This is a genomic window from Sporosarcina sp. SAFN-015, from assembly GCF_059415085.1.
The window spans coordinates 303,229-318,192 of the sequence record NZ_JBPFDR010000003.1 but is presented as its reverse complement, the minus strand read 5'-3'; the positions used below and the strand labels follow the sequence as shown (position 1 = coordinate 318,192).

17 protein-coding genes are annotated in these 14,964 nt (G+C 42.5%); all 17 read left to right on the top strand.

The genetic code is table 11. The features are described 5' to 3' along the window. Position 1: 1 nt before the first annotated feature. The 17 genes from ACR65H_RS07375 to rpsB all read left to right on the top strand — a co-directional run bounded on the left by ACR65H_RS07375 (position 2) and on the right by rpsB (position 14,958). Positions 2 to 691 carry a flagellar biosynthetic protein FliO gene (locus ACR65H_RS07375; protein ID WP_440499513.1) on the top strand — a complete coding sequence of 230 codons (690 nt, stop codon included), beginning with the start codon at positions 2 to 4 and terminating at the stop codon, positions 689 to 691. After that, positions 684 to 1,349, top strand: coding sequence for a flagellar type III secretion system pore protein FliP (gene fliP, locus ACR65H_RS07370; RefSeq protein ID WP_440499512.1), 666 nt, complete (start codon positions 684 to 686; stop codon positions 1,347 to 1,349). The genes ACR65H_RS07375 and fliP overlap by 8 nt, the downstream gene beginning before the upstream one ends. A gap of 62 nt (positions 1,350 to 1,411) precedes the next feature. Further along, positions 1,412 to 1,681 carry a flagellar biosynthesis protein FliQ gene (gene fliQ, locus ACR65H_RS07365; RefSeq protein WP_440499511.1) on the top strand — a complete coding sequence of 90 codons (270 nt, stop codon included), beginning with the start codon at positions 1,412 to 1,414 and terminating at the stop codon, positions 1,679 to 1,681. 4 nt (positions 1,682 to 1,685) lie between these two features. Further along, a complete protein-coding gene (gene fliR, locus ACR65H_RS07360) occupies positions 1,686 to 2,462 on the top strand; it encodes a flagellar biosynthetic protein FliR (RefSeq protein WP_440499510.1) in 777 nt (258 codons plus the stop codon). A 3-nt stretch (positions 2,463 to 2,465) separates the two neighbouring features. Continuing rightward, positions 2,466 to 3,545 carry a flagellar biosynthesis protein FlhB gene (flhB, locus tag ACR65H_RS07355; RefSeq protein WP_440499509.1) on the top strand — a complete coding sequence of 360 codons (1,080 nt, stop codon included), beginning with the start codon at positions 2,466 to 2,468 and terminating at the stop codon, positions 3,543 to 3,545. A 26-nt stretch (positions 3,546 to 3,571) separates the two neighbouring features. Next, entirely contained in the window at positions 3,572 to 5,602 is a 2,031-nt protein-coding gene (flhA, locus tag ACR65H_RS07350) for a flagellar biosynthesis protein FlhA (RefSeq protein ID WP_440499508.1), read from the top strand. A gap of 76 nt (positions 5,603 to 5,678) precedes the next feature. Continuing rightward, positions 5,679 to 6,710 (top strand): flagellar biosynthesis protein FlhF, encoded by a 1,032-nt coding sequence (locus ACR65H_RS07345; RefSeq protein ID WP_440499655.1) that lies wholly within the window; start codon positions 5,679 to 5,681, stop codon positions 6,708 to 6,710. Continuing rightward, entirely contained in the window at positions 6,703 to 7,566 is an 864-nt protein-coding gene (locus tag ACR65H_RS07340; RefSeq protein WP_440499507.1) for a MinD/ParA family protein, read from the top strand. Before ACR65H_RS07345 ends, ACR65H_RS07340 begins: the two co-directional genes overlap by 8 nt. A gap of 52 nt (positions 7,567 to 7,618) precedes the next feature. Beyond that, the gene (locus tag ACR65H_RS07335; RefSeq protein WP_440499654.1) at positions 7,619 to 8,689 is read left to right on the top strand and encodes a protein-glutamate methylesterase/protein-glutamine glutaminase; all 1,071 of its coding nucleotides are present in this window, start codon (positions 7,619 to 7,621) and stop codon (positions 8,687 to 8,689) included. Between the two features lie 12 nt (positions 8,690 to 8,701). Continuing rightward, complete coding sequence (locus ACR65H_RS07330) at positions 8,702 to 10,750, top strand: chemotaxis protein CheW (protein ID WP_440499506.1); 2,049 nt, start codon at positions 8,702 to 8,704, stop codon at positions 10,748 to 10,750. 16 nt (positions 10,751 to 10,766) lie between these two features. Next, positions 10,767 to 11,237 carry a chemotaxis protein CheW gene (locus ACR65H_RS07325; RefSeq protein ID WP_440499505.1) on the top strand — a complete coding sequence of 157 codons (471 nt, stop codon included), beginning with the start codon at positions 10,767 to 10,769 and terminating at the stop codon, positions 11,235 to 11,237. Then, positions 11,227 to 11,859, top strand: coding sequence for a chemotaxis protein CheC (locus ACR65H_RS07320; RefSeq protein WP_440499504.1), 633 nt, complete (start codon positions 11,227 to 11,229; stop codon positions 11,857 to 11,859). The genes ACR65H_RS07325 and ACR65H_RS07320 overlap by 11 nt, the downstream gene beginning before the upstream one ends. A 2-nt stretch (positions 11,860 to 11,861) precedes the next feature. Next, a complete protein-coding gene (locus ACR65H_RS07315; protein WP_440499503.1) occupies positions 11,862 to 12,350 on the top strand; it encodes a chemotaxis protein CheD in 489 nt (162 codons plus the stop codon). A gap of 132 nt (positions 12,351 to 12,482) precedes the next feature. Further along, positions 12,483 to 13,265: a FliA/WhiG family RNA polymerase sigma factor gene (locus ACR65H_RS07310; RefSeq protein WP_440499502.1), complete on the top strand. Its 783-nt coding sequence runs from the start codon at positions 12,483 to 12,485 to the stop codon at positions 13,263 to 13,265. Continuing rightward, positions 13,262 to 13,564, top strand: a complete 303-nt coding sequence (locus tag ACR65H_RS07305) for an RNA polymerase subunit sigma (RefSeq protein WP_440499501.1) — start codon at positions 13,262 to 13,264, stop codon at positions 13,562 to 13,564. The genes ACR65H_RS07310 and ACR65H_RS07305 overlap by 4 nt, the downstream gene beginning before the upstream one ends. A 5-nt stretch (positions 13,565 to 13,569) precedes the next feature. Next, the gene (locus ACR65H_RS07300; RefSeq protein WP_440499500.1) at positions 13,570 to 14,082 is read left to right on the top strand and encodes a hypothetical protein; all 513 of its coding nucleotides are present in this window, start codon (positions 13,570 to 13,572) and stop codon (positions 14,080 to 14,082) included. A gap of 144 nt (positions 14,083 to 14,226) precedes the next feature. After that, the gene (rpsB, locus tag ACR65H_RS07295; RefSeq protein ID WP_440499499.1) at positions 14,227 to 14,958 is read left to right on the top strand and encodes a 30S ribosomal protein S2; all 732 of its coding nucleotides are present in this window, start codon (positions 14,227 to 14,229) and stop codon (positions 14,956 to 14,958) included. Positions 14,959 to 14,964 lie beyond the last annotated feature (6 nt).

Genomic DNA, 14,964 nt, shown 5'->3' with positions numbered 1-14,964 from the left:
AATGAATTTATCATTAATTAAGAAACAACTATTACCACTGCTTCTAGTATTCTTCTTTGCTATTTTGCCAGGGATAGTACATGCCGAGACGGATGAGAACAAGTCGGTATCTGATTGGATGGAGCAAGACAAAAATGATGGCCAAGAGGTTAAGAAAGATAATGTGGAAGATTCCCCAGCTGCCGACCGCTCGCAAGACGGGGCAGCTGTCGGCTTGTCAGGGTGGGATTACTTCAGGACGTTTTTTGCATTGCTATTTGTTATCGGCCTTTTATTCGCTCTTTTGAAGTTCATTAATCGGAAAAACCGAATGTTTGACCAGCATCGATTAATGAAAAATGTCGGGGGACTTTCATTAGGACAGCAGAAATCCATTCAATTAGTAATCATCGGAGATTCCTATTACCTTATTGGCGTAGGTGACGAAGTTAGACTTTTGAAAGAGATTACCGATCCGGAAGAGATACGCGCGTTGGAAAGTTATTTTGATGATGACGAGCTTCAATCTCCGCCAGGATTCGTAAACAAATTGCTGGCGGCACTTCCGATAAATAAAGACAACTCATCGAATGAAAGCGATCAACCCGCTGATTTCAATAAAATGTTCACTTCCCGACTTGATGAATTGAAAGCGGAAAGGAAGAAACATTTGAACCGATTGGCAGAAAAGGAGAGCAGAAAAGATGAATGATTTCGTCCAGTTTTTTTCGGACAGCGACCCGTCTAATGTATCGACATCCATCAAAATGCTTCTTCTGCTCACAGTCCTTTCGCTTGCGCCGGCAATTCTCATTTTAATGACGTCATTTGCACGGATTGTCATTGTTTTATCGTTTGTCAGGACAGCATTGGCAACTCAGCAAATGCCGCCAAACCAAGTTATTGTCGGACTCGCTTTGTTTTTGACATTCTTTATCATGGCTCCGACATTCCAAGAAGTGAATGAAACAGCGTTAACTCCGTTATTCGCTGAAGAAATTACACTTGAAGAAGCATATGAAAATGCAAGCATGCCGTTCAAGGAGTTTATGAGTAAACATACAAGGCAGAAGGATTTGGAGTTGTTCCTACGATACAACGAGGCGGAGCGTCCCGAGTCATTGGAAGATATACCATTGACGATGTTGGTGCCAGCATTCGCATTAAGTGAAATAAAGACCGCATTCCAAATGGGCTTCATGATATTCATACCGTTTCTTGTCATTGATATGATCGTGGCAAGTGTCCTTATGTCCATGGGGATGATGATGTTGCCGCCGGTTATGATTTCATTGCCATTTAAGATTTTGTTATTTGTCCTTGTCGATGGATGGTATCTTATCGTCAAGTCTTTATTGCAAAGTTTTTAGCGCTGCTCACAATCACTTCCATTTAGGCAAATCGGCATTTTACAGTTTAGGAGTGGTAATGAATGACAGGCGAATTAATTATAGCGATAGCTGAGCGGGCGGTGTGGGTAATTCTTTTAACATCCGGACCACTGTTAATTGTCGCATTGGTTTCCGGTTTGATCGTCAGTATATTTCAAGCGACGACCCAGATTCAGGAACAGACATTGGCATTTGTGCCGAAAATCATTGCCGTCCTCGTAGCTCTTGTCTTCTTTGGACCTTGGATGTTAGCAAGGGTTACAGCATACGCGACTGATATTTTCGATAATCTAGTCCGGTATATCGGGTGATGGAATGGAAGAACTGATTCCTTCTTTAGCCGCATACTTGCTCATTTTAACAAGAGTGACAGCATTCATCGTAACGGTCCCTTTGTTTTCCTATCGGGCAATACCGACGACGCAAAGAATCATCTTTGCAGCATTATTATCGTGGATGATGGTGTATACGATTGATGCCCCCAGTCTCGAAATCGATGGTTCATACATACTTCTTGTGATCAAGGAGGCAACAACTGGACTGTTCATCGGCGTCATCGCCTATATCGTCATGTCGGCAATCCAAATTGCAGGCGGCTTTATCGATTTCCAAATGGGATTTGCTATCGCCAACGTTATCGACCCTCAAACGGGAGCCCAATCACCGTTGCTCGGCCAATTTTTCAATGTACTCGCCATGTTGCTCTTGCTGACATTGAATGGTCATCATATGCTCCTTGATGGGATTTTTTATAGTTATCGATTCATCCCTATTGATATGCTTTGGCCCGCTTACGGTGATGAACGGCTAATTGAATTTGTCATAAGAACATTCGCGACGACGTTTGCTATTGCTTTTCAAATGTCGGTGCCAATCGTAGCGACACTATTTCTTGTCGACTTGGCGTTAGGGATCACAGCAAGGACAGTTCCCCAACTGAATATTTTCGTAGTCGGCTTTCCTATTAAAATTGGTGTCAGTTTCCTCGTTCTTGTGACAATGTTCACGGTCATGATAGCAATGATGCGAAAACTATTTGAAGTGATGATGTCGGCAATGAGGGATTTGATGATTATCTTAGGAGGTGGCTGATGAATGATACGTTTGGACTTACAGTTCTTTGCGGGCGAAAAGACAGAAAAGGCCACTCCCAAGAAACGACAAGATTCCCGTAAGAAAGGACAGGTATTAAAGAGTCAGGATGTAACAACCGCAGTTGTCCTTCTCTTCGTATTCCTGTTCCTTTTTTTCGCTGCCGGCTTCATGCGTGACCGATTCTTCGTTTTCTTTACTCATTCATTCACAGAATCCATTTCTATAAAGGCATTAGATATCGAGCAAACTATGATTCTTTATGTAGATATGATTGTCCAAATGGCGTACATACTTTTGCCGATAATGGCGATCGCTGTCATTGCCGGCATCGCTGGAAATTTAATGCAATTCGGATTGCTTTTTACGGCGGAACCTATGAAATTCGATTTGAAGAAAATTGATCCGATTAAAGGTTTGAAAAGGATATTTTCCATAAGAGCTCTCGTTGAATTGTTAAAATCCTTGTTGAAAATATCGTTTATCGGTTCAGTAACGACATTCCTACTTATGACAAATATCGAAAAAGTGTTAGGTCTTGCGTTCAAGACACCGCATGACACTTTGGTGACAGTCGGACAATTAGTCGCTTTAATGGGCATTATCGCCTCTTTTGTCCTTTTATTTATTTCGGTATTGGATTATTTCTATCAAAAATTTGATTATGAGAAAAACTTGCGGATGTCTAAACAGGACATTAAGGATGAATATAAAAACACAGAAGGCGATCCAATCATTAAGTCGCGCATCAAACAACGGCAAAGGGAAATGGCGATGCGAAGGATGATGCAGGAAGTGCCTCAAGCGGATGTGGTCATCACGAATCCGACCCACTTTGCAATCGCTTTGAAATATGATGACGAAAAAATGGATGCGCCTGTCGTTATTGCAAAAGGAGCTGATTTCGTCGCACAAAAGATCAAGTTGATTGCGAAAGAGCATAATATTGTCATGGTCGAGAACAGGCCCCTTGCTAGGGCGATGTACGATGATGTGGAAATCGGAGATCGGATACCAGACCAGTTTTTCAAGGCGGTTGCTGAAGTATTGGCATATGTTTATCGCATTCAACGAAAGATTTAAGTACATTATGAGAAAGTGGGGATGACATGCAATTTAGAGATATCGGAGTGTTAGCAGCAGTCATTATGATTGTTGCCATGCTCGTCATCCCATTACCGCCTTGGCTTCTAAGCTTTTTAATTATCATTAATATCACGCTTGCATTATTGGTCCTTCTAACTTCAATGAATATGCAGGAAGCATTGCAATTTTCGATATTTCCATCTTTGCTTTTATTATTGACGTTATTCCGATTAGGCTTGAACGTCTCGACAACTCGTGCAATTCTTTCAGAAGGAGATGCAGGTGGAGTTGTTGACACTTTTGGTACGTTCGTAACCGGAGGAAATATTGTCGTTGGTCTTGTCGTCTTTGTCATTTTAATCATAATCCAATTCATCGTCATTACGAAGGGGTCAGAAAGGGTTTCGGAAGTAGCAGCCCGCTTTACGCTTGATGCGATGCCTGGTAAGCAGATGAGTATCGATGCCGATTTGAACGCAGGGATGATTTCGGAGGCAGAAGCAAGAAGCCGTCGAGAAAAGGTAAGTAATGAAGCCGATTTCTATGGTGCGATGGATGGAGCGACTAAATTTGTTAAGGGTGATGCCATCGCTGGGATCATCATCGTAATTATTAACTTACTTGTAGGGATGATTATTGGTGTGGCGCAAATGGGTCTGCCATTTGCCGAGGCTGCAACGACATTTTCTAAATTGACTGTCGGGGATGGAATCGTCTCCCAAATTCCGGCTCTGCTCATTTCAACAGCTACAGGTATTGTCGTAACACGTGCTGCATCCGAAGGAAATCTTGGTTCAGATATTACAAGACAGCTTTTAGGACAACCTAAGCTGCTCTATGTAACGGCAGTAACGGTATTACTACTAGGGCTATTTACACCGATTAATGATATTTTGACGATTCCAATTGCTGCGTTGTTAGCTATAGGAGCGTTCTTCATGTCAAGACAGCCGGAAGAAGATCCGGAAGAACTGCTGGAAATGGAAGAAGATGTTGAAACGGAAGGGATGAAAAGTCCTGAAAATGTTGTCAATCTATTGAATGTCGATCCGATCGAGTTTGAATTCGGTTATGGTCTCATTCCATTAGTCGATGCCCAGCAAGGTGGAGATTTGCTGGATCGAGTCGTTATGATTCGAAGGCAGCTCGCTCTTGAATTAGGTCTTGTCATACCAGTTGTACGGATCCGGGACAATATTCAATTGCAACCAAATGAGTATCGTATCAAGATTAAGGGAAATGAGATGGCAAGAGGCGAACTTCTACTGGATCATTATCTTGCCATGAGTCCGGGCGGCGATGATTCGATTGTCGGAATCGATACAATCGAGCCTTCGTTCGGTCTTCCTGCAAAATGGATTACGGAAGATGTGAAGGAAGATGCGGAAATTATGGGATATACTGTCGTTGATCCACCAAGCGTTGTTTCGACCCATCTTACGGAAGTCATTAGGGCGAATGCTGCAGATTTGATTGGACGTCAAGAAACGAAACAGCTAGTCGATCATGTCCGAGAGACATACCCTATATTAGTGGATGAACTTACACCGACACCTCTTTCTATCGGTGAAATCCAAAAAGTGTTAGCAAAATTACTGAATGAAAGTGTCTCTATCCGGAACTTGCCAATCATTTTTGAAACGTTGGCCGACTATTCGAAGTACACGTCGGATATTGATTTGCTGACGGAGTATGTACGCCAATCGCTTGCGAGACAAATTACGGCGCAATATTCGTCCGGAGTCGATGCATTAAAAGTATTGACCGTCTCAGGAAAGGTCGAGAAATTGATAGCGGATCATATTCAACAGACCGAGCAAGGGAATTATTTGTCGATTGACCCTTCACATTCACAAGAAATATTAGAGTCAATCGCTAGAGAAGTAGAAAGAGTTGCTTTGATGGACCAATCGCCTGTCATTCTTTGCTCGCCAGCTATCCGAATGTATTTAAGGCAAATAACAGAGCGTTACTTCCCGCAGATTCCTGTTTTATCTTACAATGAGCTCGAAGCTTCAATTGAAGTCCAAAGTGTCGGGGTGGTGGATATCTGATGAAAATGAAAAAATATACAGCCGACACGATGGTGGAGGCAATGAAGAAAGTGAGAGCTGATTTTGGGGTGATGCAATCATTCTAAGCTCGAATGTTATCACTTCCAAAGGATTTCTCGGTTTTTTTCAAAAAAAATCGGTTGAAGTCGTCGCCGGTTTCGATGAGCCGGCCATTATACCAGAACCTGCTTTCATTTCGAAACAAGCATCCTTATCTGTGGAGTCAAAGAATGATGAGGAAATTAAGAACGAAATGAATGAAATGAAAAGACTGCTTCAAGAAATGAGGCAGTCCGTTTCATTCTCCAATTTCCCAGACGAATTGAAGCCGTTGCTTACCTATTTAGAGAATCAGGGCTTGTCAAAAGAACTCATTCTCCAGGTCGGCAATGAAATCTTTGGACAAATGAAAGAGAATAAAAAGGATTTCTCAAAAGAAGAGCAGTTGCAAATTGCAATGACCGTATTGTCGAAAGAATTCTCGGAATTGCCTTTCGGCGGAATTACATTTTCTAGAAAATTCATTAACGTGCTTGGTCCGACCGGGGTCGGGAAGACGACAACAATCGCTAAAATCGCAGCGCGAGCACTTTTGGAACATAAAAAGAAAATCGGCTTCATTACGACTGATACATATCGGATAGCTGCAATTGAACAATTGCGTACATATGCAAACCTTTTGCAAGCTCCCGTTGAAATTGCTTATAACAGTAATGATTTTGAAGATGCCATCATGAAAATGAAAGATTTAGATTTGATTTTCATTGATACGGCCGGCCGAAATTATAAAGAAATGAAGTTTGTAGACGATTTAAAGCGACTGATCGACTTCTCACTTGATATGGAATCTTTCCTAGTTTTATCTGTCACTTCGAAAGAAGAAGATATGAAGACAATCATTAACAGATTTACTTCTTTCCCGGTCGAAAAATTCATTTTTACTAAAGTAGATGAAACGGGATCAATCGGTCCTATGTTCAATTTGATGAGACAATACAAGATTGGAACCGCCTATTACACAGATGGACAGGAAGTTCCAGAAGATATTGTTGAAGCAGATGTTGACAAAATGCTCAAATTGTTATTGGCAGGTGCTAAACATGCGTGACCAAGCGGAAGCACTTCGGATGAAAATGCTGCAGGCTCAAGGCAACTTGGCCAAATCCATTGCAATTGTCAGTGGGAAAGGGGGAGTGGGCAAGTCGAATTTTACGACGAATTTCGCCCACTCTTTACGTTTAAAAGGAAAAAAAGTTATCGTTGTCGATATGGACATCGGAATGGGAAACATCCATATTTTATTAGGGGTCGCACCGAAATATAGTTTGAAAGATTACTTGACCGGTCAACAAACTCTTGAAAATATTATTAATACAGACGAGCTTGGTCTTACATTCATTTCAGGAGGTTCAGGGTTGGACTCTGTACTCGATTGGTCGGAGAGTATGTTCGAAAGACTGCTTGCTGCATTCGAGCAATTGCAGAAGGAGTACGACTTCATCCTTTTTGATATGGGGGCAGGTGCCACGCAACGTTCCATTGAACTGATCATTGCAGTAGATGAAGTTATCGTCATTTCAACGACTGAGCCTACATCTATTACTGATGCTTATTCCATGATGAAGTTCATCTGTCTAAAGGATCCTGAAAAGAAATTCAACATCGTCAGCAATCGGGTGACTAAACACGATGACGGCAATGACGCAGTAACCCGTTTACAATATGCAATGCGAAAATTCCTTGATAAAGAAACGTCGATATTAGGATTTTTACCGGAAGACGCAGCTGTCCATAAAGCGGTAGTCGCACAAAAACCGTTTTTACTACTATTTCCAAACGCTCCTATTTCCAAAAGAATGACTGCAATCGCAGATGAATTCGTTATTGTAGATCGGAACAAGGAAAAGGACGAGACGGGATTCCTTAAAAAGTTGAAAGGAATTTTCTTGAAAGGGCGTGAATGATTTGGGATTAAGCACTGTGAAAAAAGTGCTTGTAGTTGATGATTCCGCGTTTATGCGAAAACTAGTTTCAGAAATGCTCTCGAAACATCCGCTGCTTGAAGTCGTTGGTATAGCGCGCAATGGGAAAGACGCTGTTGAGAAAGTTGTTGAGCTTCGGCCAGACGCCGTTACGATGGATATCGAGATGCCGCTCATGAATGGGCTTGAAGCTTTGAAACAAATCATGGAACAACAACCGACGCCGGTCGTCATGCTTTCAAGCACAACCGAAATTGGAGCGGAAAACACAATGAATGCAATGGAGTATGGAGCAGTCGATTTTGTAGCTAAACCAGGAGGAGCCATTTCACTCAATTTACATGAGGTTGAACAGGAAATTGTTGCGAAAGTTGTAGCAGCGACGAAAGTCAAAATCTCAACTCTTGTCAAACAACCGATAGTAGAGCGAGTACAAGCGATACAAAGAGATTTTCCTGACAAAGAGACAACCATTCGATCCATGTCTTCATTAACTACCTCGCAAGATAAAAAGATTTCCAAAGTGCTAGAGACTTTTGTTATAATAGGTACATCGACAGGGGGACCTCGGGCATTGCAAGAAGTGCTTACACGGTTGCCATCTGATCTAAATGCACCAATTCTGATCGTCCAACATATGCCGCCAGGGTTTACGAAGTCATTAGCCCAAAGATTGGATGGCCTAAGTGATATACAGGTGAAGGAAGCCGAGGATGGAGAACCACTCTTGAAAGGCGTCGCCTATATCGCTCCTGGCGGAAAGCATTTGAAATTCGAAAAATGCAAGACAGGCTATTGTGTCCGTCTTGATATTATGGAACCGCCGAGAATGGGCCATCGCCCGTCCGTCGACGTCCTGCTTGAGTCAGCTGCTGCCATCCAAGAATTGCAGTATGTTACTGCTATAATGACGGGAATGGGGCATGACGGCAGGGAAGGCATGTTGCAACTAAAAACCGCTTGTAAAACGATTACGATAGCGGAATCTGAAAAGACGTCCGTTGTATATGGCATGCCTAAAGCGATCAAAGAAGCCGGGTTGGCCGACCAGGTCGTTGATGTACAATATATTGCTGAAGCAATTACGGAAATCTTACATTCTTGAGGGGGCGTCATTATGGATACGAATCAATACCTTGAAATGTTTCTCGAGGAAAGCAAAGAGCATCTTCAAGCGTGCAATGAGCATTTATTAGAATTGGAAAAAAACCCGGAGGATTTGGCGATTGTCAATGAAGTATTCCGATCTGCCCATACATTGAAAGGGATGTCTGCCACTATGGGTTATGAGGATATTGCCGACTTGACACATAAGATGGAAAATGTGTTAGACGCCATCCGAAACTCAAAAATTAGTGTTACGACAGAAATACTAGATATCGTCTTCCAAGCTGTTGATTACTTGGAAGAAATGGTGATGGATATCGAAGCTGGCGGGACAGGTAAAAAGGATGTACAGGAACTCGTTTCCGCGTTAAATAAAATCGAAGCAGGACAACCGGCCATCGTTTCTCCAGAAATGGAGACAGCTGCTACTGTAGCGACGGTGGAACCGCAAACGGTACAAGAAACACCGATGCTTCAATATGATGATTATGAATTGACGGTAATTGGTCAATCGCAAGAACAAGGCTTTCATGCGTTTGAAATTTCTGTCACACTTCGGGAAGATTGTTTGCTAAAAGCTGCGAGAGTTTTCATGGTTTTCGGGATTCTTGAGAAATCAGGAGAAATCGTTAAAACTAAACCATCTGTTGAACAGTTGGAAAATGAGGATTTCGATGAAACGTTTACAGTTGTCCTCATTACAAATGAAGATGCGAGCTCACTGGAAGCAAAAGTATTGAAAGTGTCTGAAGTGGATAATGTTGAAATCCGTCCTATTACTAACACATCTTATCCAAAGAGCGATTTGCCTGCAGTGATTGAATCCGCACCTGAAGTGGCAGTCACGAAAGACAGCGGGAAGAGTGATGCATCTCCTAAAAAAAGTCGCCGTACAACGAATGCACATAGTGCGAATAAGACCATCCGCGTCAATATCGACCGGTTGGACATACTTATGAACCTTTTTGAAGAATTGGTGATCGATAGGGGCCGATTGCAATCAATCGCAAGTGAATTACATAATCCCGATTTGAATGAAACCGTCGAGCGGATGACACGGGTATCTGGCGATCTTCAAAACATCATCCTGAACATGCGTATGATTCCTGTAGAAACAGTATTCAACCGCTTCCCGAAAATGGTTCGTCAACTAGCACGTGATCTCAATAAAAAGATAAACCTTGAAATTATCGGTGCTGAAACTGAATTGGATCGGACGGTTATTGATGAAATAGGAGATCCTCTTGTACATTTGATAAGAAATGCATTGGATCATGGTATCGAGAGTCCGGAAGAGCGTCTAGCAAAAGGAAAGCCGGAAGAAGGCACAGTCACTTTAAGAGCATATCATTCCGGCAATCACGTATTCATTGAGCTTGAAGACGATGGTGCAGGCATCAATAAGGAAAGGGTTTTGCAGAAGGCGCTTGAAAGAGGCGTCGTTACGGAAGAGACTGCCGCCACTTTGACTGAACGACAGCTTGCAGAGCTCATTTTAGCATCCGGTTTTTCTACAGCTGAAAAAATTACGGATGTATCCGGTCGCGGAGTTGGTTTGGATGTCGTGAAAAGCACGATAGAATCACTCGGCGGCTACATTACAATCGATTCGAAGGAAGGGCAAGGCTCTCTATTCCAAGTTCAATTGCCGTTGACGTTATCGATTATTTCGGTAATGCTCGTTAATTTGGACAAAGATATTTATGCAATCCCGCTATCATCGATCATTGAAACAGCAATCATTCAAACTTCCGATATTTTGAATGCTCATAACCAAAAAGTGATTGATTTCAGAGGAAGCATCGTTCCACTCGTCAATTTGAAAGATATTTTCGAGATGAGGGAAGGGTCAGAACTGGAAGAATTCCAATCAGTAGTCATCGTACGTAAAGGCGATAAAATGGCTGGTCTCGTTGTAGACTCCTTCATAGGACAACAAGAAATCGTTTTGAAATCGCTCGGCAATTATCTTCAAAGCGTCTTCGCCATATCTGGCGCTACAATTTTAGGAAACGGCCAAGTTGCGCTTATCGTGGATTGCAACGCATTGATCAAATAGGCGGGAGGGGAAAAGCATGGCTGAAACAATTAAGAGCAGTAATGAAATGAAAGTGATCGTGTTCCAGTTGATGGATAAAGAATATGCCGTTGTTGTGGATGTTGTCGAGTCCATTGAAAAACTCATCTCCATTACGAAAGTTCCGAAAACACCATCATATATAAAGGGCGTTATCAACTTAAGAGGAGTTGTCACTCCGATTGTCGATTTGCGAGAACGTTTCGGCATGGAAGTGAAAACTCTAGACGACAGCAGCAGAATCATCATCGTTTCATTGGAGGAATTTGAGGTGGGACTCATCGTAGATTCGGCGAATGATGTAATCGATATTTCGGTTGATTCCATCGAACCGCAGCCCGAAGTCGTTGGTTCCATCGAATCCGAATTCATTTCGGGAGTTGCCAAAGTAGGGAAACGACTATTAGTCATGCTAAATTTAGAAAAAGTGCTACAGCCTGTGAAACGGGTGACGACAGATGAAATCTGATCACCAAATTACCGATATGCACCTTGACGTGCTAAAGGAAATTGGGAATATCGGGGCAGCTCATGCGGCAACTTCATTATCACAATTGCTTGGTAGGAAAATTGATATGCTCGTTCCGAAAGTTTCACTCGTTTCCTTCGACGAAATGTTTGATCTGGCAGGGGGCCCTGAGCGGATTGTGGCAGGCATTTATTTAAGAATTCAAGGCGACTTATCAGGAAGCATGTTCTTTGTCTTGCCGATCGATTCTGCAAACGAGTTCATCCGCAGATTAATCGGTGATGAGACGTTCGATTTCCATGCAGTGCCGATTCCCGAAATGGGTATTTCGGCTATGCAGGAGCTCGGCAATATTTTATCTGGATCCTATTTGTCTGCCTTATCGGATTTTACAGGATTAAAAGTCCATCCAACAGTTCCATCATTGAGTGTTGATATGGTCGGGGCTATTGTCAGTTTTGGACTTATAGAAGTATCACATTTTAGCGATGAGGTCATCGTTATCGATACGCGCATCGAAGAGGAAGGCGATAACGGACATTCGAGTGTGGACGGGCATTTCTTTTTGCTTCCTGATCCGGAATCTTATATAACGATTTTCCGTTCGTTAGGTGTACTCTAATCATGTTAAAAACAGTAGTTAGAGTCGGAATCGCCGATATGAATATCGTTCATGCACCGGACACAATCCGGACATCCGGATTAGGGTCATGCGTCGGTGTTGTACTTTATGACGAATCTAAGAAGATTGCCGGGCTCCTGCATGTTATGCTTCCCGAATCGAGTCTTGGAAGATCGGATAGTATAAATGTAGCTAAATTTGCTGATACCGGTATTTATTCATTAATGGAAATGCTGAAGTCGGAAGGGGTTCGCCCTTTATCCCTAAAAGCAAAAATCGCTGGAGGCGCCCAAATGTTTCAATTTGGCTCCAGTGATTCCATCCGCATCGGTCCGCGTAATGTTGAAGCTGTCAAAAAAGAGCTCGCCCGACTATCTATTCCAATAATAGCGGAAGACACCGGTGGTTCGAGCGGACGGACAATCGAATTCGATCCGTTAACGAGCGCATTAAGCATCCGGACAGTCAATTTCGGAACGAAGGAAATTTGAAGCAGTATCAATAGGCATAAACGTAGCAGAGCGACTGAACGGTTCAGTCGCTATTTTTTGTCGAAATTTGCTATAATAGAAATTATATAATTTCTCGTTTTGACGGAAACATCATGGAAGGTGAGGGATTCGATGTCCAAAGAGGATCTGACGGGAGAAGATGCATGTTGGAAACTATGGTTAAATGATCGGGATCCCGATGCCGGCGATAGACTAGTCCGGAAGTATACTCCTCTCGTCAATTACCATGTGCAACGAATCAGCTCGGGCTTGCCTCGGAATGTATCGAGGGATGAGATTATGAGCTTGGGCCTGCAAGGTCTATTCGACGCACTAACAAAATTCGATCCAAGCAGGGATTTGAAATTTGATACGTACGCTTCCTTCAGGATCCGAGGATCAATCATAGATGGTTTGCGTAAGGAAGACTGGCTTCCCCGATCCTCCCGAGAAAGGTCAAAAAAGCTTGAGGAAGAAATCGGCAAGTTGGAGCAGAAACTACTGCGTCACGCAACGCCCGAAGAGATTGCTGAACATCTTGGCGTTACCGTAGAAGAAGTATATCAGACAGTTCATGAACATTATTTTTCCAATGTGCTTTCCATGGACGAGCGTATGAATGATGACGAAGAGGAAGGGCAAAAATCATTTGTCCTGAAGGATGATCACGAGCGCACTCCTGAACAGCAAATCGTCATGGGGGAACTCGTCGGTGATTTAGCATCGAAAATTCAAGAATTGAACCATAATGAACAATTGGTATTAAACTTGTTTTACACAGATGAGATGACGTTGACTGAGATAGGGGAAATCTTGAATTTATCGACTTCTAGAATTTCTCAAATCCATTCGAAAGCGCTCTTCAAATTGCGAAAACTACTGTTGCCGGAAATTGTTGATGGAGGGATTTTATGAGCCTGAAAGGAATCGAACTCCAAATCGCCATACCAAAAACGTTTGAAGCAGGAAGAATGCAGGAACAGAAACAACAGCAAACGCAGTTGAACCAAGATCAGGCACAGCTCCAAAACGAAAAAGAGACATTGAAAAACCGGGAAAGTGTCCGGCGCTCCGAGAAATACGCCAAAACAGATAAAGATTCAAAAGGCAAAAATGGAGACAGGAATCAGAAAGAAAAAGAACATCAACATAAGGAAGAGGAAAAGAAGACAGTACACCCTTACAAAGGGTCGTTTGTCGACTTTACAGGATGATGGACATGCAAACAGTATTTTTAGTATTTTTATTCATAGTACAAGTGATCGGTTTTTATTTCATTGCATTGCTATATATGAAAGTTTCGAAATTCAACAACTTGGAGAAGAAGCAGCAGAAGCTTATGGCAGAGATGGATGATGCGATCGGCGCCTACTTATCTGAATTGAAAGAGGAAAACGAACGGCTTATCGCTATCATTGAAAAACGGCAGGAAAATGGCAAACGAGTTGAAAATGCACTTGATAGCCGCCATCAAGAGCCTGAAAGACAAGTGGAAAGAAAGGAATTCACCATCGTCACGCCAAGTTATCCTGTGAAAGCTGCAATGAAATCGTACCAGACTGCACCGACAGTAAAAGATAGCAAATCTTCCAAACCAGTACCTAAAGTGCATGAAATGGATAGTCGAACGCTCGCCATCCAGATGTATGATGAGGGGAAGCCAATTGAAGAGATTGCAAAAAAGCTCGGGAAAGGGAAAACCGAAGTGGAATTGCTGCTGAAATTCAGATGAAGTGAGTTGCAATCAGATTATCGGTATGGTATATTATCAAATGGTGTTACTACACACGTATGTGGATGATCGGAAAAGGTGCCGAAAGGTCATTCCGTCGCATGAAACATACGGAGGAATATAACCAAATTGGAGGAAAAACAAATGTCAGTAATCTCAATGAAACAACTGCTTGAAGCAGGTGTACATTTCGGACACCAAACTCGTCGTTGGAACCCGAAAATGAAAAAGTATATTTTCGTTGAACGTAACGGAATCTACATCATCGATCTTCAAAAGACGGTGAAAAAACTAGAAGAAGCTTATGACTTCATGCGTCAAGTTGGTGCAGAAGGCGGAAAAGTACTATTTGTTGGTACTAAGAAGCAAGCACAAGATGCAATCAAAGAAGAAGCAGAGCGTGCAGGAATGTACTACATCAACCAACGTTGGCTTGGTGGTACACTTACAAACTTCGGTACGATCCAAAAACGTGTTGCACGTATGAAAAAGATCGAAACGATGGAAGAGGACGGTACATTTGCTGTACTTCCTAAAAAAGAAGTTTCTGAACTAAGAAAAGAGCACGAACGTCTTGTGAAATTCCTTGGCGGTATTCGTGATATGAAATCATTGCCTGACGTCATCTTCGTTGTTGACCCTCGTAAAGAGCGCATCGCTGTGGCAGAAGCAATTAAATTGAACATTCCACTCGTCGGTATTGTTGACACGAACTGTGATCCGGACGAAATCGACTATGTCATTCCTGCGAATGACGATGCAATCCGTGCGGTTCGTCTACTTACTAGCAAAATGGCAGATGCATTGATCGAATCAAGACAAGGCGCTGATGAAGAAGTGTCTGAAGAAGCGACTGAAACGGCAGCTGCAGAGTAATATTAG

Bases quoted from the DNA above. Each gene is read 5' to 3' on its own strand.
- ACR65H_RS07375 (WP_440499513.1), top strand. From the start codon at position 2: ATGAATTTATCATTAATTAAGAAACAACTATTACCACTGCTTCTAGTA.
- fliP (WP_440499512.1), top strand. From the start codon at position 684: ATGAATGATTTCGTCCAGTTTTTTTCGGACAGCGACCCGTCTAATGTA.
- fliQ (WP_440499511.1), top strand. From the start codon at position 1,412: ATGACAGGCGAATTAATTATAGCGATAGCTGAGCGGGCGGTGTGGGTA.
- fliR (WP_440499510.1), top strand. From the start codon at position 1,686: ATGGAAGAACTGATTCCTTCTTTAGCCGCATACTTGCTCATTTTAACA.
- flhB (WP_440499509.1), top strand. From the start codon at position 2,466: ATGATACGTTTGGACTTACAGTTCTTTGCGGGCGAAAAGACAGAAAAG.
- flhA (WP_440499508.1), top strand. From the start codon at position 3,572: ATGCAATTTAGAGATATCGGAGTGTTAGCAGCAGTCATTATGATTGTT.
- ACR65H_RS07340 (WP_440499507.1), top strand. From the start codon at position 6,703: ATGCGTGACCAAGCGGAAGCACTTCGGATGAAAATGCTGCAGGCTCAA.
- ACR65H_RS07335 (WP_440499654.1), top strand. From the start codon at position 7,619: ATGCGAAAACTAGTTTCAGAAATGCTCTCGAAACATCCGCTGCTTGAA.
- ACR65H_RS07330 (WP_440499506.1), top strand. From the start codon at position 8,702: ATGGATACGAATCAATACCTTGAAATGTTTCTCGAGGAAAGCAAAGAG.
- ACR65H_RS07325 (WP_440499505.1), top strand. From the start codon at position 10,767: ATGGCTGAAACAATTAAGAGCAGTAATGAAATGAAAGTGATCGTGTTC.
- ACR65H_RS07320 (WP_440499504.1), top strand. From the start codon at position 11,227: ATGAAATCTGATCACCAAATTACCGATATGCACCTTGACGTGCTAAAG.
- ACR65H_RS07315 (WP_440499503.1), top strand. From the start codon at position 11,862: ATGTTAAAAACAGTAGTTAGAGTCGGAATCGCCGATATGAATATCGTT.
- ACR65H_RS07310 (WP_440499502.1), top strand. From the start codon at position 12,483: ATGTCCAAAGAGGATCTGACGGGAGAAGATGCATGTTGGAAACTATGG.
- ACR65H_RS07305 (WP_440499501.1), top strand. From the start codon at position 13,262: ATGAGCCTGAAAGGAATCGAACTCCAAATCGCCATACCAAAAACGTTT.
- ACR65H_RS07300 (WP_440499500.1), top strand. From the start codon at position 13,570: ATGCAAACAGTATTTTTAGTATTTTTATTCATAGTACAAGTGATCGGT.
- rpsB (WP_440499499.1), top strand. From the start codon at position 14,227: ATGTCAGTAATCTCAATGAAACAACTGCTTGAAGCAGGTGTACATTTC.